Origin of the sequence: Zavarzinia marina (assembly GCF_021568905.1) — a bacterium.
In the GTDB taxonomy this organism is placed as follows: Bacteria; Pseudomonadota; Alphaproteobacteria; order Zavarziniales; family Zavarziniaceae; genus Zavarzinia; species Zavarzinia marina.
In genome coordinates, this window is the sequence record NZ_JAKGSB010000006.1 from 196,767 (window position 1) to 214,839 (window position 18,073).

General features: G+C 68.1%; 16 protein-coding genes and 1 tRNA gene. 7 read left to right on the forward strand and 10 right to left on the reverse strand.

Annotation, left to right across the window (positions count from 1 at the left end):
• Positions 1-45 precede the first annotated feature (45 nt).
• From L2U69_RS16370 to L2U69_RS16385, 4 genes are all read right to left on the reverse strand, one after another.
• Positions 46-948 (reverse strand): TraB/GumN family protein, encoded by a 903-nt coding sequence (locus L2U69_RS16370; protein WP_236108200.1) that lies wholly within the window; start codon positions 946-948, stop codon positions 46-48.
• Positions 949-959: 11 nt separating this feature from the next.
• The gene (locus L2U69_RS16375; protein WP_236108201.1) at positions 960-1,841 is read right to left on the reverse strand and encodes a TraB/GumN family protein; all 882 of its coding nucleotides are present in this window, start codon (positions 1,839-1,841) and stop codon (positions 960-962) included.
• A gap of 10 nt (positions 1,842-1,851) precedes the next feature.
• Positions 1,852-1,935 (reverse strand) — tRNA-Leu (locus tag L2U69_RS16380).
• A 135-nt stretch (positions 1,936-2,070) separates the two neighbouring features.
• Positions 2,071-2,802: an esterase/lipase family protein gene (locus L2U69_RS16385; protein WP_236108202.1), complete on the reverse strand. Its 732-nt coding sequence runs from the start codon at positions 2,800-2,802 to the stop codon at positions 2,071-2,073.
• Between the two features lie 192 nt (positions 2,803-2,994).
• On the opposite strand from L2U69_RS16385, the gene L2U69_RS16390 reads away from it, so the two are divergent.
• The 3 genes from L2U69_RS16390 (at position 2,995) to L2U69_RS16400 (ending at position 5,874) form a co-directional block, all read left to right on the forward strand.
• On the forward strand, positions 2,995-3,570 hold the full coding sequence (locus L2U69_RS16390; protein ID WP_236108203.1) for a glutathione peroxidase: 576 nt from the start codon (positions 2,995-2,997) through the stop codon (positions 3,568-3,570).
• A 132-nt stretch (positions 3,571-3,702) separates the two neighbouring features.
• Positions 3,703-4,500, forward strand: a complete 798-nt coding sequence (locus L2U69_RS16395; protein ID WP_236108204.1) for an esterase/lipase family protein — start codon at positions 3,703-3,705, stop codon at positions 4,498-4,500.
• A gap of 114 nt (positions 4,501-4,614) precedes the next feature.
• Positions 4,615-5,874, forward strand: a complete 1,260-nt coding sequence (locus L2U69_RS16400) for a DUF445 domain-containing protein (RefSeq protein WP_236108205.1) — start codon at positions 4,615-4,617, stop codon at positions 5,872-5,874.
• On the opposite strand, the gene L2U69_RS16405 is transcribed toward L2U69_RS16400, so the two are convergent.
• Together L2U69_RS16405 and L2U69_RS16410 are read right to left on the reverse strand one after the other, a co-directional pair.
• A complete protein-coding gene (locus L2U69_RS16405; protein WP_236108206.1) occupies positions 5,875-7,044 on the reverse strand; it encodes a DUF3089 domain-containing protein in 1,170 nt (389 codons plus the stop codon).
• Between the two features lie 114 nt (positions 7,045-7,158).
• Positions 7,159-9,015, reverse strand: a complete 1,857-nt coding sequence (locus L2U69_RS16410) for a hypothetical protein (RefSeq protein WP_236108207.1) — start codon at positions 9,013-9,015, stop codon at positions 7,159-7,161.
• 254 nt (positions 9,016-9,269) lie between these two features.
• Between L2U69_RS16410 and L2U69_RS16415 the strand changes: the two genes are divergently transcribed.
• Positions 9,270-10,925, forward strand: a complete 1,656-nt coding sequence (locus L2U69_RS16415) for a trypsin-like peptidase domain-containing protein (RefSeq protein WP_236108208.1) — start codon at positions 9,270-9,272, stop codon at positions 10,923-10,925.
• Positions 10,926-10,937: 12 nt separating this feature from the next.
• On the opposite strand, the gene msrA is transcribed toward L2U69_RS16415, so the two are convergent.
• Positions 10,938-11,564 (reverse strand): peptide-methionine (S)-S-oxide reductase MsrA, encoded by a 627-nt coding sequence (gene msrA / locus L2U69_RS16420; RefSeq protein WP_236108209.1) that lies wholly within the window; start codon positions 11,562-11,564, stop codon positions 10,938-10,940.
• A 201-nt stretch (positions 11,565-11,765) separates the two neighbouring features.
• Here msrA and L2U69_RS16425 point away from each other — a divergent pair, with 201 nt between their 5' ends.
• Complete coding sequence (locus tag L2U69_RS16425; RefSeq protein WP_236108210.1) at positions 11,766-12,329, forward strand: invasion associated locus B family protein; 564 nt, start codon at positions 11,766-11,768, stop codon at positions 12,327-12,329.
• Here L2U69_RS16425 and L2U69_RS16430 read toward each other — a convergent pair.
• Positions 12,308-13,087 (reverse strand): AraC family transcriptional regulator, encoded by a 780-nt coding sequence (locus L2U69_RS16430; protein ID WP_236108211.1) that lies wholly within the window; start codon positions 13,085-13,087, stop codon positions 12,308-12,310. The two genes, L2U69_RS16425 and L2U69_RS16430, sit on opposite strands and share 22 nt — an antisense overlap.
• A 104-nt stretch (positions 13,088-13,191) precedes the next feature.
• Here L2U69_RS16430 and L2U69_RS16435 point away from each other — a divergent pair, with 104 nt between their 5' ends.
• Positions 13,192-14,409: an MFS transporter gene (locus L2U69_RS16435; protein WP_236108212.1), complete on the forward strand. Its 1,218-nt coding sequence runs from the start codon at positions 13,192-13,194 to the stop codon at positions 14,407-14,409.
• Here L2U69_RS16435 and ftrA read toward each other — a convergent pair.
• On the reverse strand, positions 14,390-15,379 hold the full coding sequence (gene ftrA, locus L2U69_RS16440) for a transcriptional regulator FtrA (protein WP_236108213.1): 990 nt from the start codon (positions 15,377-15,379) through the stop codon (positions 14,390-14,392). The two genes, L2U69_RS16435 and ftrA, sit on opposite strands and share 20 nt — an antisense overlap.
• An 81-nt stretch (positions 15,380-15,460) precedes the next feature.
• On the opposite strand from ftrA, the gene L2U69_RS16445 reads away from it, so the two are divergent.
• Positions 15,461-15,859, forward strand: coding sequence for a rhodanese-like domain-containing protein (locus L2U69_RS16445; RefSeq protein WP_236108214.1), 399 nt, complete (start codon positions 15,461-15,463; stop codon positions 15,857-15,859).
• 140 nt (positions 15,860-15,999) lie between these two features.
• On the opposite strand, the gene leuA is transcribed toward L2U69_RS16445, so the two are convergent.
• Positions 16,000-17,685 (reverse strand): 2-isopropylmalate synthase, encoded by a 1,686-nt coding sequence (gene leuA / locus L2U69_RS16450; RefSeq protein ID WP_236108215.1) that lies wholly within the window; start codon positions 17,683-17,685, stop codon positions 16,000-16,002.
• Positions 17,686-18,073 lie beyond the last annotated feature (388 nt).

Below are 18,073 nucleotides of genomic sequence, written 5' to 3' on the forward strand. Positions count from 1 at the left end.
AACACCGGGCGGGATCGACGCGAACTTCCGACCATGACCTTCCCTTCAGCGCGGATCCGCGCCTTCGCTGTGGATTCTCTCGGGGTGATAGCCCTCGGCTTCCAGCAGGGCCAGCACATTGTGCGGCCCGACGAGATGCCCCGCCCCGACGGCGATGAAGCTGGTTCCTGCACCGGTCAGGACATCGCGGATCTTCGCCATCCAGCGTTCGTTGCGTTGCCGAAACAGCCGGTCGTTCAAGGAGCCGGGTTCGAAATCGTCGCCGATGACGGCCTCGATGCCTTCGACGTCTCCTCCCTGCCAGGCGTTCGCCATCTTCTCTGCGACCAATCGGCTCCCCTCTTCGTCCCGGACGAAATGAAGTCGTACGCGCATCATGTGCAGTTCGGCATCCCAATCCATTTCGGAAAACGCACGAAGCTGGTCGCCAATCGTCTCGAGATAATGCACAGGCTTGTCGACGCTCGACGCGGCGATCTCGAGATCGTTGTCCGGATAAGCATTCGTTTCGCCGCCTCGACCAAAAATGAGATTGACATCGATCAGCATGCTGACGGCCCAGGGCCGCAGATGCCTTAAAATCACCGGCGGGATGTCGGACCGTTCCGCTGCTTCGTCCACAAGTTCGATTTCTTCATCGGTCAGTTCCTCGACGAAGGAAGCTCCGTAGTTTACGCCGTAAGTCAGAATAGCGACCGTAAAATCGAAGTCGTTGCTGATGTCGACTTCGAGCCACAGCTCATCCGACTGCTCGAAAGCCCGGACGACACGCGGATCGGCCCATTCGAAATCGGCGGAGACGGCATGCATCGTCCCGAACAGATAGACGGTCGAATCCCCGTCCCGCACCACCCAGAGAGCCGGTTCCGCCGATGCAGCGCCGCCGAACGCAAAAAACGGGAGAAGAACCAGGCCAGCCCATTTGAACGCCCTCGACCACAGGGACATGGCGCGTCCCCTCACGGTCCTTCGCCGCCGATACGGTCGATCCGATAGCCCTCGGCTTCCAGCATCACCAGCACGCTGTCGGGCCCGGCGAGATGGCCCGCGCCGACGGCGATGAAGCTGGTGCCGGCGCCTGCCATGAGGTCGCCGATCTGGCCGACCCAATTGACGTTCCGCTGGCGCATCACCCTGTCGTAGAGGGGGCCGCCGGGTGCGAGTTGGCCGTCGCTTTCGAAGAGACCGTAGATCCGGTCGGTGTCGCCCGACATCCAGGCCTCGATCAGGTCGGGAATGCCGGCCTTGCCGGCATCGTCCATCCGGTCGAGCGTGGCCCGCAACAGGTCCAGTTCCTGTTCCGGTTCGAGACCGGCGAAGAGGCTGAACTGTTCGTTCAGGGTTTCGAGGAAGCGGATCTCCTTGCCCGCCGCCTCGGCGATGATCATCAGGTCGCCGTCGGCGCCGACCGCCATGTCGCCGGCCTGCCCGCCCGTCTCGATCATCATGGAGACGAGCCAGGGGCGCAGCCGGTTGAGACCGCCCTTCGGCATGCCCATGCGCCGTTCGGCCCGGTGCAGGCGCGCCGCATCCTCCTTCGACAGGCGCTTGTCGAGATCGATGCCGTAGTTGATCGCATAGCGGAGCGTCGAGAAGATCGAGCCGAGAATATTGTCGATGTCGGCCTCGAGCCAGAGCTCGTCGGACGCCGCCAGCGCCGCGTCGATGCGCGCGTCCCGCCAGTCGAGGTCCGCCGGCAGGATATGGATGGTACCGAACAGATAGACCGTCGAATCCGCGTCCCGCACGACCCAGAGCGCCGGCTCGGCCCGGGCAGGTCCCTGTGCCGCGAAGAAGAGACAGAGCGAGAGAAGAAAGGCGGCGGCGCCGCGAAGCATCATCGAAGAGCGGTGGTGCCCGCTGTCAGACTCGAACTGACATGGCTTGCGCCGAGCGATTTTGAGTCGCTTGTGTCTACCATTCCACCAAGCGGGCACGGCTCCGAAGAGCGGAGCGCGGAGCTTCTCCGAAGTCATCCGCGTTGGCAAGATCCGATCGCCAGCGATCGGTGGCGGCAAGATCCGATCGCCAGCGACCGGTGGCGGCAAGATCCGATCGCGCGACCGGCCGCTATGCGAGGCGGCGCTGGGCATAGGGCTTCCACAGCCCCTCGATCTGCGCCAGGCGATCGGCGATCACGCGCAGCGACAGGGGATTGTGGGCAAGGCCGAGGTGGCTGGAGAAGACTTCGATGCTCTCGTGCATCGGGCCGTCCGCTTCGAGGCAGGCGCGCCAGGCGACCAGACCGTCGGAGCGGCTGTAGATCGCCGTCGTCGGCACGGGCGGCGCCTTGGCGATCCGGTCGCGCATCGATTCGACGGCGAGGCGAAGGGCGTCGATCAGGCTCTGCGGGGCATCGCCGCTCAGGACGTCGTCCGCCAGCGGGCGGGTCGGGGTGCCGAGGGTGATCACCGCGCGCACCGCGTCCGGCCGGCTCTTCGCCGCCTCGCGGGCATAGATGCCGCCGATGCTGACCCCGACCAGGCTGACCTTGGTGCCGTGGAGATCCGCCAGATGGGCGATTCGCGCCTGGAGCGCCGCCATCACGTCGGGCCTCGGCCCCAGGTTGAATCCCTGGTCCCAGCCATAGACGGCATAGCCGCGATCGCCGAGGAACTGGCGCAACGGCCAGGTCGCGATGTCGCCAGTCAGGAATTCGGGGACCACCAGGACCGGGTGGCCGTCGCCCCGCGCGGTCATCGACAGCAGGCCCCAACTCGCGGCGAGACCGGCCAATTCGACCGTGGCGCGCGCCTCCGCCGCCAGCATGAAGGTGCGTCGAATGAAACTGAACGTGCTCAAGACCGGGTCCGCCATCGCCTTCCCAAGCCCCGTATTGGCGACGAAACGCGCCGTTGAGTCAATCCGGCGCCCCGATACCGCCCGCGCCCGCGCCCCTTCGGACCGGCCGCCGGGAACGGCGCCTTCCGCCTGCGCCCGCTTGCCGCGCGCGCCCGACAGTGTTCTATAATGGCGCCAACAGGAGAGATCGTCATGTTCGACAAATTGGGGAAGGTCCTGCGGGACAACCCGCTGACCGGCATCGCCACGGCGGTGGTCGACGCGGCGACGGGCAAGAAGACGCCCGACGGCTCCGCCCATGCCTTCACCTTCGACGGCCTGCGCGGCGGCGAGATACCCCTGTCGCAATATGCCGGAAAGCCCCTGTTGGTGGTGAATACCGCGTCGAAATGCGGCTTCACCCCGCAGTACAAGGGGCTCGAGGCGCTCTATGAGGAATTCGGGCCCAAGGGGCTGGTGGTGGTCGGCGTGCCGTCCAACGATTTCGCCGGTCAGGAGCCCGGCACCTCGGACGAGATCGCCAGCTTCTGCGAAATCAATTATGGCGTCACCTTCCCCCTGGCGGCCAAGGTGCCGGTGACCGGGGCGGACGCCCATCCCTTCTTCAAGTGGATCGCGGAACAGCGCCCCATGGCGCGGCCGCGCTGGAACTTCCACAAGTACCTCTTCGACGGCGAAGGCCGCCTGGTCGAGACCGCCGCGTCGGTCACCAAGCCGTCGTCGCTGCGCGGCGCGATCGCCAAGATGCTGGACGAACCCGCCAAATAGACCATGTCAGAAGCAGCCGGCGCCATAAGCTCGGACGCGCGCCCCGCCGGCGCGCCCGAACGCGGCACGCCCGCCCCCCGGGGCGCGGGCAGGGTCCGCGACGGACGACAGACCACAGGAACCGGAGGCGACATGCGCGCCATCGCCAGGGAGCCCGATCCGCCGCCGACATGGCTGGCGGTCGCCGAAACGCGGGCGATCCCCGAACTGCTGTTCTCGATCAAGGTCGGCCCCTTGCTGCGCATGGCGCCGCGCGGCGACGGCCATCCCGTGCTGGTGCTGCCCGGCTTTCTCGCCAGCGATCTTTCGACCGTGCTGCTGCGCCGTTTCCTGACCCACCGCGGCTATTCCGTCCACGCCTGGGAACTGGGCCGCAACCTCGGGCCCAACGCGGCGCTGGAGGACGGGCTGCGCCATCGCCTGCTCGAGATCGTGCGCGCCCACGGCCGCAAGGTCTCCATCATCGGCTGGAGCCTGGGCGGCGTCTACGCCCGCGAAATCGCGCGGGAAGCGCCGCAACTGGTGCGCCAGATCATCACCCTGGGCAGCCCGATCGCCGCCGGGCCCAAATCGACCAATGCCTGGCGCCTGTTCGAGCGCCTGTCGGGCGAATCCGTCGACGACGTCACGGAAGCCTATGCCCAGCAGATGTTCGCCCCCGTGGACGGCGTGCCCTCCACCGCCGTCTATTCCCATTCGGACGGGATCGTCGCCTGGCGCGGCTGTCTCGAAGCCGACGGCCCGATGCGCCAGAACGTCCGCGTCCGGGGCAGCCATTGCGGGCTGGGCCACAATGTCGCCGCGCTCCTGGTGATCGCGGACCGGCTGGCCCAGGCGGAGGGCGAATGGTCGCCGTTCCGGCCCCATGGCGCCCTGTCCCTGCTCTTCCCGCGCGGCGGCGCCGCGCGCGGGCAATTGTCCGCCGCTTAGAGACGCCCCGATCCAGGACGCCCCGATCCAGGACGCTTCGACACCCACGGCTTGACACGCGGCGCCGTGCCGTCAGTCTGGCCGACGATTTATCAGCAACGTCAACGCGAGGCCATGACGATATCCCAGCCGGTTCCCCTGACCGACGAAGAGAAGGCCGCGGCGCTGCGCCGCATGAAGCGCGTGGCGGGCCTGATGATCCTGCTGATGGCGGCGATCTTCCTGGCCAGCCGCCTGCTGGCGCCCCAGTTCCCCTGGGTCGAGATTCCCGGCGCCTTCGCCGAGGCGGCCCTGGTGGGCGGCCTGGCGGACTGGTTCGCCGTCACCGCCCTGTTCCGCCACCCCCTCGGCATTCCGATCCCCCATACGGCGATCGTGCCGCGCAATCAGGCGCGCATCGGCTCGACGCTGGGCCGATTCGTCGCCTCGAACTTCCTGAAACCGGAGGAGGTGACGGCCAAGCTGCGCCAGGTCGATCTGCCCAAGATCATCGCCGACTGGCTGGACGAGCCGGAAAATCGCGCCCGCGCGTCCGAACGCATCGCGAAATCCGTGCCCGCGATCCTGAACGCCCTCGACGACGAGGACGTCGGCCGTTTCATGCAGACCAATCTGTCGGCCCGCGTGAAGGACATGGGCGTCGCCCCCGTGCTCGGCCAGGTCGTCCAGCTCCTGACCAACGAGGGGCATCACCAGCGCCTGCTCGACGAATTGCTGGAGCGCGCCCACCGCCTCGTCCACGACAATCGCGAACTGATCGAGAAGCGGGTGGACGAGCAATTGCCGCGCTGGCTGCCGAAGGCCGTCGACCGTGCCGTCTATACCAAGGTGCTGAGCGCCCTGGACAACACGCTGACCGAGATCCGCGACCCCGAGGGCCCGTGGCGCCAGCAGTTCGACGAGGCGACCCAGGCCTTCGTCCACGAATTGCGCACCAGCCCCGAGATGCGCGAGAAGGGCGAGGCCCTGCTCCACCGCCTCCTCGGCAACGACACCCTGAAACAATATTTCCGCGATATCGCCCGCGCCCTGAAGGAGCGCATCCACCGCGACGCCATGGCCGAGGATTCGGGCCTCAGGCGCCAGATCGACGCCGCCATGCGCGTCTACGGCGAGACCCTGACGCGCGATCCGGCGATCCGCCACACCCTGCAGAGCTGGATCGAGCAGGCGGTGAATTCCACCATCGTCGCCCGGCGCGAGCAGATCGGCGAATGGATCGGCTCGATCGTGCAGAAATGGGACAAGGACATGATCGTGACCAAGCTGGAGACCCAGGTCGGCCGCGATCTCCAGTTCATCCGCATCAACGGCACCGTGGTGGGTGGCCTGATCGGTCTCTGCCTCTATCTCGTCGAGACGGTCACCGGCTGATCACGGCACCTCGCCCGCCGCCTCGGGCATGGGGCTCGGCGCCGGCGTCCCGCGCCGCAGATAGGCGTTGACGCGGGCGATGGCGTCCAGGCGGATGTCCTGCCAGAACAGGGCGTAGTCGTAGACGTGATAGTCGCCGCCCGGCAGCAGGATCGCCCGGAAGACATAGGGTTCCGGCTCGGAAATGCGCAGGATGCCGTCGTGGCAGCGGGTGTCCACCAGGGCGGTCGACAGCGGTTCCAGCTCGCCGGTGACCATCGAGCGGACCGTGCCGCCGCGATTGGCCTCGCGCGGGATTTCCGCCTCGTCCATCGTAAAGCTGACCGGATTGACGCAGAGGATGGGCCGGCCCGCCACCGGCGCGAAGCCCGTGTCACGCTTCGGATCCCAGATTTCCGCCCGATGGCGGTAGAAGTCGGGCGCGCCGTCGCGCGCGAAACTGGACCACGCGAGGACGCAGCCGGTCGCGCCCGGGGCGCGGCACGGCCGCAGCGGCGCCAGCACCCCGTCGAAGAGCTCGACGGGCAGCGGATAGCCGACCGCATAGGCCGCGACCAGCCGGCGCCGCAGGTCGGCATCCGGTGCCACCACCTCGGCCAGCAGGCGCTGGAGGTGCAGCGTGCCCTGGCTGTGCGCGACCAGGATGAAGGGCCGGTCCCCGCCCCAATGGGCGAGATAATGGCGGAAGGCCGCGAGGACGTCGTCATAGGCGACCCCCAAGGCCTTGCGCCCGTCCTCCCGCGATTCGTCCTGGAAGGCCGCCAGGGTCGCCTGGCGGTAACGGGGGCCATAGACCCGGCAGCAGCCGTTGAAGACGGCCGCCTGCCCGAGCTCGCCGGCCAATCGCCCGGCATCCGGATCGTCGAAGGGCGCGTTCCAGCCGGCGGCATCGACATAGGTCGTCGGATGGACATAGAAGGCATCGACCGGGGCATGGTCCTGATTGTCCCCGGGAACGGCGCCCTTCGGCACGAGATCGGCCGAATCCGCCCGGTCGGGCAGGGCCAGCCAGGCATCGGGATCGTCATAGTCGGGCGCCGGCGGGACATGCGCCGCGTCGAAGCGGCCGGACGGCGTCACCATGAAGGAGAGCAGCGCGAAACGGAAATGATAGGCGCCATAGCCGAGCACGGCGACGACGGCGACGACTGCCAGAATGATCCGTCCCATGTCCGGCCCTTCACTCGGTCTTTCCGGGTCCAACGGCATCCGGGCCCACGCGGGGCCCGGACGGAACGGAGGGCGCCGCTGCGGACGCCCTCCCCTATATGGTCGTGATCGGCCTCAGTCGGCGGTCACGGTGAGGCCCAGGGCCTTGGCCATGCCTTCCATGTCCTCGCCCTTCTCGCTCAGTTCCTGGAAGGAGACCGGCTTTTCGGGCGACAGCGCCACCGTCAGGCCGCCGCGCTTGTTCACGAAGTCGAGCAGGCCCTGGACCGCCGCCTTGGTGACGTCGCCCGGCGCGCTCGCCATCTGCAGCTGGAGGAAACCCTTGACCTGCTCGACCAGCGCATCCGGCGTCGCCTGCATCTGCTTCGACACCATCTTCAGCACGCGGTCGATCAGGGAGTTTTCCTTATAGGCGAGGCTCGCCTCGACGACGCTGGCGTCGAGGAGGGCCAGCGGCGGCTCGAACGACTGGGACGCTTCCTGCAGCGCTTTGACGTCGAAGTTGCCGAGTTTCATCTTCAGGGTCAGGGAACCGCCGTCGACCACGGTCAAGGTGAAATCCTCGAGGTCCATGGTCTTGGTCTCGGGCTCGAAGGTGTAGTCGGTGTTCAGCTCGAGCTTGATCGCCTCATAGCCGAGATCGACCAGGGGCTGGCGCTCGGACTCGGGAATGATGCTGATCGGCAGGGAGAAGCCGGTCATCTTGCCCGACCCCTTGGTGGCGATGCCGTCGACATAGTCCGAGGAACTGCCGACCATGGATTCGAGGGTCACCTTGGCGCCGTCCTTCGGCCCGAAGGAGAGGCCCGCCATCTCGTAGCTGTCGATGCGCATCTTGGCGAAATCGGGCTCGGCCGAACTGTCCTCCGTCAGCGGCGCCAGGGCGCTGCCGATGTCGACACCGCCGATCGCCAGCTTCTGCAGGGAGAAGGCGACGTCGGCGTCGGAGACGAGGCCGTCCACGCCCTCGATGCTCAGCTCGTCGAAGGCGAGCGCCTTCAGGTTCTCGATGGCGACGCGCTTCAGGGTCACCCGATCCTCGGGCGAATCCATCCCCGTCGCCTCGAAATCCGAGAGGACGGCCGATTCGGCGCTGATCGAGAGCAGGGCGCGGATGCCCAGGGCCCCTTCGTCGACCATGCCGCCGGCGGCGGAGGCCAGCGCCGCGAGATCGGCGACGCCGATGCCGCGCAGCGCGATGCCGCCGATTGTCACCTTGCCGTCGCCATATTCGGGAACGGTGGCGAGAGTGCTCAGGTCGAAGGCGCCGAGCGACTTGCCGTCGAAGGCCGAGAGCATGATGGAGGCGATGCTCATCACGGTCTTGGTGGCCCCCGGCGTCCCGCTGTCGGGCGGACCGCCCGCGACATTGGCGACGCTGATCGAGGAGAAGCTGAAGGCCTGCAGGATGTCCGCCGCCTCGGTCGGGCCGAAGCCGCCCAGCTCCGCGAGAGTGGCGGGCGGCGCCTTGGCGAACTGGCGCGCCGCCAGATCGGCGACCTGAAGGTTCTCGAAGCCGAGACCGCCGCCGCCCTCGGGCCCGATGGTGACCTTGGCCGCGGTCAGGCGGCCCGCGATCGGCAGGAATGCGGTTCCGGGAGCCTGGCCTTCCGGATAGGAGGCCGAATCGAAGACGGTCTTCGCATTGGCCGCGAAGGCGTTCTCGATCACCACGCTTTCGAGGCGCAGCGCGCCGTCCTCGGTCCCGCCGGCGCCGAGGACGCCGAAGCGGAGTTCGGCGAAGAGCAGCTTCTGCGGGCTGCACTGAAGGCCGCTGTAGGTCGCCTTCACCTCGGGCGGAAGGGCGGCGAAGGTCGCATCCACGCTGGTCTGGATGTTGGCGCAGTCGAGGGCGGGCGCCGCCCCGGCGACCGGCCCCGGGCCGCTTTCCTTGCCGAGGAAATACCAGCCTGCCGCGGCCCCCACGCCAACCACCACGGCGGTTACGGCGCCGATGACGATCTTGTTCATTGTCTCCCCTTCCGGTGAGTTTCCCCTATACGCGATGTCGGCCGACGACCGCGTCCCCTGGCGGCGTCCGGCGTCGGACCGGAAACCTAGAACAACAATGCGGCGGAGGCGAGACAATGTCGCGGATCACACTTCGGCCACCGACCGAAAAATATGCCGATGCCGATCGCCGTCCACCCCCGACGCATGGGATTGGACCCGGCCGGCGGATGTCATAGTCTGCCGCCATGCGGGATCAAACGGGCAGTCGGGGCATGAACAAGTCTTCTGTGGGGGGCCGGCGGCCGGCGCGGCGCAAGGGTTCGCTGGCGGTCGCGTCGGTCGCGGCGCTGATCGTCGGCCTGATGGCGCCACCCCTCCTCGCCGCCTCCGGCAAGGGTGGCCTGCCTTCGGTCAAGGCGCGGCCCGCTCCCGAAGCGGGCGTTCCAGAAGCAGGCGGGGCGGGCGGCATCGCGCCCGACGACGGCAACGGCCTGCGCGAACTGGCGGCCGACGACGATACCCGCAAGCTCCAGCTCGCCCTCATCTGGGCCGGCCATTCGGCGCGAATCGCCGACGGCGTCATGGACGAGGCGACCCGCGGCGCCGTCCGCGCCTTCCAGCGCGCCATCGGCGAGCGTGCCACGGGCGAACTGACCGAGGACCAGAAGATCGAACTGCTGCGCCAGGGCATGACCGCGCGGGCCGAAGCGGGCTGGACCTCCTACATCAATCAGGATCTCGGCTATCGCGTCGGCTATCCCGGCATCCTGCTGACCAGGGCGCGCGCGACCGAAGGCGGCAGCCGCGTCCTCGCCAGCGACGACGGCGCGCGCCGCCTGGAGATCGAGGTCATCGATCCCATGTCCGACCGCGAGTTCGAAGCCTTCTTCCAGTCGGTGCGCGGCCTGGACGACGGCCAGAAGACCATCACCCGGATCGAACGCGGCGCCCGGGGCTTCCTGTTCGAGGGGCGGGAGGGCCGCCAGCACTTCATCGGCCGGGTCGAGCGAAGGGCCAGGGCCATCGTCGGCTTCACCTATTTCCACCCGGCCGGCAGCGACGGGGTCATCGTGCCGGCGATCGCCAGCGAGTTCGAGGTGCCCGACGTCCTCGGCCCGCCGGAACCGCCGCCGCCGGACACCGAAGTCGGCCTCTACGAGAAGAACGACGCCCGCGTCGGCGAGACCCCGGACCGGGGCGAGGACGGCGCGGGCCCCGATGTCGCCGAACCGGCGCCCGCGAGGCCGCCAGCGCCGGCACCTTCCCGGCCGCGCCCGCCGGCGACCGCCGATGCCCGCGATCTCGTCCCCCTGCCCAGCCTGCCCATGGCCGTCGAGACCCAGCCGCTGGATCCGGCCGGCCTGTTCCAGAAGGTGAAGGATTCGGTCTGGGTTGTCGTCGCCTCGCCGATGCGCGGGGACCTGCCCTATCTGGAGGACGGCTTCAGCCAGGGGTCGGCCGTCGCGGTCTCGGACCAGCACCTGTTCACCAATTGCCACGTGCTCGAGGACCAGCAGTTCTTCGGCATCTTCCGCAACGAGGACATGTCGGATCTTCGGCCCGTCACCGTGAAACTGATGGACGAGGACGGCGACCGCTGCATCATCCGCGTCGACAAGCCGGACCTGCCCGCCCATGTCGCGATCCGCAGCCATGCCGACGTGGTGATCGGCGAGCGCGCCTATACGGTCGGCGCGCCGTCGGGTCTGGACCTCACCCTCGGCGAGGGCCTGGTCTCGTCGAAGCGCCGCCACAAGGGCCAGCAATACGTCCAGACCAGCGCGCCGATCTCGCCCGGCTCGTCGGGCGGCGGGCTGTTCGACAACCGGGGCAATCTTCTGGGCATCACCACCTTCATGCTGCGCGACACCCAGGCGCTCAATTTCGCCATCGCCGCGGAGGAATTCCTCCGCGACGCCGGACAGTGACTTGCGGCGGGCTCAGTCCCGCTTCAGGAGGTCCGGAAAGGACGCATGCAGCTTTGCCACCTTGGGCTGGGCGACATGCACGATATAGGGCTGGCGCGGGTTCTGCGCCGCATAGTCGTGGTGATAGGCCTCGGCCGGGTAGAAGGCGCCCAGGGGCTCGATCGTGGTGACGATCGGGGCCTCATAGGCGCCGGCCTCGGACAACAGGCGGATATAGTCTTCCGCCGCCGCCTTCTGCGCATCGTCGGCCGGGAACACGGCCGATCGATACTGGCGGCCGACGTCGTTGCCCTGGCGGTTCAATTGCGTCGGGTCGTGGGCGACCGAGAAGAACAGCCGGAGCAATTGGCCATAGGACGCGCGCGCCGGATCGAAGCGGATGCGCACCACTTCGGCATGATCGGTCATGCCGGTGCAGACGGTGCGGTAGTCCGCCGTCGCCGCCGTACCGCCGGCATAGCCCGGCTCGACGCCGAGGACGCCGTCGACCGCGCGATAGACCGCTTCCGTGCACCAGAAGCACCCGCCCGCCAGCACCGCGCTCTGCTCGGCGCCGTCGCCGGGCGGCACGTCGATGCGAGGGGCCGGAAATTCTGCGGGCTTCAAGGCCCGGCCCAGGGGAAGGGGGCAGGAGGTCATCACGTCTCTCCTTTCGGGATCGGGCGGCGGGACTGCCGCAAACCTATGTTCGCCGTCGGCGGCCCGAAGTTACGGGCCCGGCGTGACGTTAAGGTCAGGGCCGCATCGCGTCCAGCGCGGGGCTCGTCGACCTGCCCACCAACGGCGGAACTGTGCTATCCCCACGGTACGCGACGTTCGACGAAGACCGAAAGGCGATTCATGACGCACCGCTCGTTCAGGCTTGCCGCCGCTTTCCTCGTGCTGGCCGCGCCCCTCGCGGCCGCCCGGGCCCAGGACGCCGCCGCCGAAATGGAGACGGAGGTCTTCGGGGCGTGGACCATGCGCTGCGTCGAGCGCACGGACGCCCTGCCGCCCTGCGACATCACCCAGGCCGTGGCCAGCCGCGAGACCGGCAAGCCGATCATGCAGGCGTCGCTGGCCTATGCGCCGGACAAGGACAAATACGCGGTACAGATCCTGCTGCCGCTCGGCTTCCTGATCCCGCCGGGCCTCCACGTCCGGATCGAGGGGGTCGAGCCCGACATCACCGACTGGCTGGTCACCCGATGCGAGCCCCAGGGCTGCTTCATCGAGGGGCTGCACGATGCCGCCGTGCTCGCACCCTTCCGCGATCACGAGACGGCGGGCGTGATCGTCATCGGCAAGAACGGCAAGCCCATGATCTTTCCGATGGCCCTTGCCGGCTTCGGCGATGCCCTGGACGCCATGACGGCGCGCAACCGTCCCCCGCCCGGTCCCGGTCAGGCCGGCGACTGGAAGTAGCGGCTGGGCGCCTCGCCCAGCAGACGGCGGAACATGGTGGTGAAGGCGGCGACGCTCTCGTAGCCGAGATCGAGGGCGACGCTGGTCACCGCCTCGCCGGCGCCGAGGCGCGGCAGGGCGGCGAACAGGCAGGCGCGCTGGCGCCACTGCGCGAAGCTGAGGCCGGTCTCGGCCCGGAAATTCCGGGTGAAGCTGCGCCGGCTCATGTTCAGGCGGCGGCACCAGTCGTCGATCGTCGCATGGGGATCGGGGGCTTCGGCGAAACGGTGACAGAGGTCCGCCAGGGGCCCCGAAACCGGCATGGGCAGGCCCAGCGGCAGCACCGGCAGGGCCACCAATTCGTGCAGCAGCAGCGACATGACGGCGGCGGGCCTTCCGCTCTCCTCATATTCGAGGGGCAGGTCCACCGCCTCCAGGATCAGGGCCCGCATCAGGGGCGTGATGCGCACCACCCGGCTTTCCGCCGGCAGGCCGTCGATCGCCCCCGGTTCGACGAACAGATTGCGCACCGCGAGCGGCGCACCGGTCGAGCGCATGGCATGGGTCAGCCAGGGCGGGATCCAGACCGCGCGATCCGGCGGCACCAGGAGAGTGCCGGCGTCGGTGGTCACCAGCATCACGCCTTCGACCGCATGCAGGAGCTGGCCGCGCCGGTGACGGTGCGGGGTGATTTCATAACCCGCGGGATAGTCATTGCCGACGGCGAGCACGGGCCGGGGCACGGCTTCGAATTCCGCAACACTGATATTCCGCGCCATGGCCCACTCCCGAAAGTGATCGACCCAGCCGCGATGGCAGGCCAGATTCCATAGCATAGGATGACGGCGCACCAGCGGGAATTTCCGCCCCGACGAGAACCGAGATGAGCGACACGACCCTGACCGCCGCCGCCCGCCCCGCAAAGGAAGGCGCCGGCACGACCTATGCGATCCTGCTGGCGATCAGCGCCTGCCATCTGATGAACGACCTGCTGCAATCGCTGCTGCCGGCGATCTATCCGATGCTGAAGGCCAATTTCGCCCTCGACTTCGCCCAGGTCGGCCTGGTCACCCTGACCTTCCAGGGCACGGGTTCGATCCTTCAGCCCTTCGTCGGCCTCTATACCGACAAATATCCGAAGCCCTATTCCCTGGTCGTCGGCATGGGCCTGACCCTGTCGGGGCTGGTGCTGATCTCCCAGGCCTGGTCCTACCCGGTGCTGCTGCTCGGCGCCGCGCTGCTCGGCTCCGGTTCGTCGATCTTCCATCCGGAATCGTCGCGTGTCGCGCGGCTCGCCTCCGGCGGGCAACACGGGCTGGCGCAATCCCTGTTCCAGGTCGGCGGCAACGCGGGCTCCGCCCTCGGGCCGCTGGTCGCCGCCTTCATCGTCCTGCCCAACGGCCAGAGTTCCGTCGCCTGGTTCGCCGCGCTGGCCCTTCTCGGCATGAGCGTGCTGTGGCGGGTCGGCACCTGGTACGGTCCCCGGCGCCTCGCCGCCGCCGCGCCGACACGCGCCTCGATCGGCGGCGTCGCCCTGGGCAATGCGCGGATCGCGGGCGCCATGGTGGTGCTGATCACCCTGATGTTCTCGAAGTTCATCTATATGTCGAGCTTCCAGAGCTATTACACCTTCTTCCTGATGGACCGTTTCGGCCTCTCCATCGGCGAAGCGCAGGTGCGGCTGTTCGTGTTCCTGGGCGCGGTCGCGGTCGGCACCATCGCGGGCGGGCCAATCGGCGACCGCATCGGGCGGAAATACGTGATCTGGGGCTCCATCCTGGGGGTGCTGCCCTTCACCCTGGCCCTGCCCTACGCCAGCCTCTTCTGGACCGGCGTGCTCTCGGTGCTGATCGGCCTGATCCTGTCGTCGGCCTTCTCGGCGATCGTGGTCTATGGCCAGGAGTTGATGCCCGGCCGGGTGGGCACGGTGGCGGGCCTGTTCTTCGGCGTCGCCTTCGGTCTCGGCGGTATCGGCGCCGCCGTGATCGGCCAGATCGCCGATGCGACCAGCATCCAATATGTCTACCGGCTCTGCGGCTGGCTGCCCCTCCTCGGCGTCCTCACGGTGTTCCTGCCCAGCATCAGGGAACGCCGCGCCTGAAGCGGGCGCGATAGGCGGCTGGGCTGATCCCGAGCCGCCTGTTGAAATGGTGGCGGAGCGTCGCCGCCGTGCCGAAGCCGCAGGCCAGCGCCACCTGCTCGATCCCGGCGTCTCCGGCTTCGAGCAGATCGCGGGCCCGGCGCAGACGCTCCGCCAGCAGCCATTCGCCCGGCGCCATGCCGGTCGCGGCGCGGAAATGGCGAAGGAAGCTGCGAAGGCTCATGCCCGCCCGGTCCGCCAGTTCGGCCAAGGGGTGGGATCGGTCCAGATGGGCCAGCACGTCGTCCAGCAGGGGCCCGAGCCGGGCCGTGCCGGAAGGCCGGGGCACCGGCCGCTCGATGAACTGGGCCTGGCCGCCGTCGCGGTGGGCGGGCAACACCAGGCGCCGCGCGACGCTGTTCGCCGCCGAGGCGCCGAAATCGCGCCGCACCAGATGCAGGCAGAGATCGAGCCCCGCCGCCGACCCGGCCGAGGTCAGGACCTGCCCCTCGTCGACATAGAGAACGTCGGGATCGACCGTCACCGCCGGATGGCGCGTGGACAGCGCCGCGGCATAGCGCCAATGGGTGGTCGCGCGACGCCCGTCCAGCAGGCCGGCGGCGGCCAGCACGAAGACGCCGGAGCAGATCGACAGCAGCCGTGCCCCGCGCCCGTGGGCCCTGCGCAATGCGGCCGACAGGGCGTCCGGCACCGGCGCCTCGACCCCGCGCCAGCCCGGCACGATCACGGTCCCCGCTTGGTCCAGCAGGTCCAGCCCGCCGTCCACCATTAGTCGGACCCCGCCGGTCGCCGCCAGCGGTCCCGCATCGACGGCGGCGACGGCGAAGCGATACCAGTCCGGCCCCATTTCCGGCCGGGGCAGGCCGAAAACCTCCACCGCCAGGCCGAATTCGAAGGTGCACAGACCGTCATAGGCCAGCGCCACTACGAGGCGGTCGGGCGATGGATCGGCGAAGACAGGCTTTGGCATGATCTTGATGATAATCGGCAATCGCGCCATCTTCCAGCGCGGCGGCGGCGGCCCGATGATCGCACCATCAGGAGGTACCCCATGCCGAGCATCGTGACCGCGATCCCCCCCGCCCCGCCGGCCGAGGCGGAAGCCCATTTCCGCCGCCGCCTGTCGCTCGAGACCGATTGCGCCGACGTTCACGCGGTGCTGGCCGAAGGGCCGGCGGATTTCATACTGCTGGACGTGCGCGGCCCGGGCGCCTTTGCCCGGGGCCATGTACCGGGCGCCGAGAATCTGCCGCATCGGGAAATCGATGCCGAACGGCTGGCCCGCTATCCGGCGGACGCGGTCTTCGTCGTCTATTGCGCCGGGCCCCATTGCAACGGCGCCGACCGCGCCGCGCTCCGCCTCGCCGCCCTGGGCCGGCCGGTGAAACTCATGATCGGCGGTATGACCGGCTGGGCCGACGAGGGGTTCGCGGTCGAACGGGATCTGTGATCCCCGGCGAGCCCCCTCGCCTCACCCCTCTCCCCAAAGGGGCGAGAGGGCGGACCGAGCACGAAACGAACGCCCTCGCCCCGCTTGCGGGGAGAGGGTTGGGGTGAGGGGCGAAACGCCGCTCCCACCCCCTGCCCCGATCAGCCCCGGGCGTTCGCCGCGTGGAGCCGGTTGGCGGCGCTGGCCACCGCCTTCAGGGAGGCGACGGTGACGTTGCGGTCGCGGCCGACGCCATAGAGGGTGCGGTTGCCCTCCCCCTTCATCTCGACATAGGTGACCGCCTCGGCGTTGGAGCCGTGGCCGACGGCGTGCTGGCTGTAGTCCACCACTTCGAGACCGATGCCCAGTTCCTTGGCCAGGCTGTCACAGAAGGCGTCGATCGGGCCGGTGCCCTTGCCGTGGATCTCCTTCGCTTCGCCGTAGACCTTCACGCGCGACGTGATCGTGCTGTTCTCACCCGTGTCGTTGCCCGGCAGGGTGTTGTGGTGCAGGAATTCGAGGGGATATTTCGCCTCGAAATATTCCTTCTCGAACATGTCGAACAGATTGGCGGCGGAGACTTCCTTGCCGGTGGTATCCGTGTGGTTCTGCACCACGCGGCTGAATTCGATCTGCAGCTTGCGCGGCAGGTGCAGGCCGTAATCCTCTTCCAGCAGATAGGCGACACCGCCCTTGCCGGACTGCGAATTGACGCGGATCACCGCCTCGTAGGACCGGCCCAGGTCTTCCGGATCGATCGGCAGATAAGGCACTTCCCAGACGACGTCGTTCTGCTGGCGGCGCGCGGCGAGGCCCTTCTTGATGGCGTCCTGATGGCTGCCCGAGAAGGCCGTGAAGACCAGATCGCCGACATAGGGGTGGCGCGGGTGCACCGGCAGCTGGTTGCAGTATTCAGCCGTGCGGCGCAGGTCGTCGATGTCGTCGATCTCCAGGTCCGGATCGACGCCCTGCGTGAACATGTTGAGCGCGATATTGATCACGTCGACATTGCCCGTGCGCTCGCCATTGCCGAACAGGGTGCCCTCGACTCGGTCGGCGCCGGCCATCATGCCCAGTTCGGCGGCGGCCACGCCGGTGCCCCGGTCGTTATGGGGATGCAGCGACAGGATATAGCGGTCGCGCCACTTCACATTGCGGATGAACCATTCGATCTGGTCGGCATAGATGTTCGGCGTCGCCATTTCGACGGTCGCCGGCAGGTTGATGATGATCCGGTTCTTCGGCGTCGGCTGCCAGACGTCCATCACCGCCTCGCAGACTTCCTTTGCGAAATCCAGTTCGGTGCCGGTGAAGCTCTCGGGCGAATATTCGAGGACGATCTCGGTCTCCGGGATCGTGTGCACCAGGCTCTTCACCAGTTCGGTGCCCTTGACCGCGATGTCCTTGATGCCGGCGCGGTCCAGGCCGAAGACCACCCGGCGCTGCAGGGTCGAGGTCGAATTATAGAGGTGCACGATGGCACGCTTGGCGCCCCGGACCGCATCGAAGGTGCGGGTGATCAGTTCGGGGCGGGCCTGGGTCAGCACCTGGATGGTCACGTCGTCCGGGATCTCGCCCTCGTCCACCAGGAAGCGGGCGAAATCGAAATCGGTCTGCGAGGCCGAGGGGAAACCGATCTCGATCTCCTTGAAGCCCATCTGGACGAGGGTGCGGAACATGCGCAGCTTGCGCTCGTGGCCCATGGGCTCGATCAGGGCCTGATTGCCGTCGCGCAGGTCGACGGAGCACCAGATCGGCGCTTTGGTGATCACCTTCGACGGCCACTGCCGGTCGGGCAGGTCGATGGGCTGGAAGGCGCGGTATTTCTCGATGGGCATGCGGGACATTGTCGGGTCCTCGGAATCTGTCTTTCGGTCTTCGGTATCGGTTCAGGCAATCAGGCCGCGGCAGCGGGACGAAGGGGCGCCACGGCCCCGATAAGTCGCGCCAGCGCCCGCGAAACGGCACCGAGGGCGAAGGGATGAACGGCGGACCGAAGAACGGTCTCGAAGCGAGTATGGCGGGACATGTGTGAATTTCGCGTTGATCGAAGCGGCTGGCTGAAGATCGGGACTACCGATATCGGAACATGGCGTTCCGCCCGACGCCTAGGAGGCGCCGGTCAAATAAGTCGGCCGAGAAGGGTCCGGATCACGCGGGTCATCATGGCCGACAAGATGGGCGCCCGATCCATGAAGGTCAAGCAAGGATTTCCACGAAAGGCGCGGAAATCCA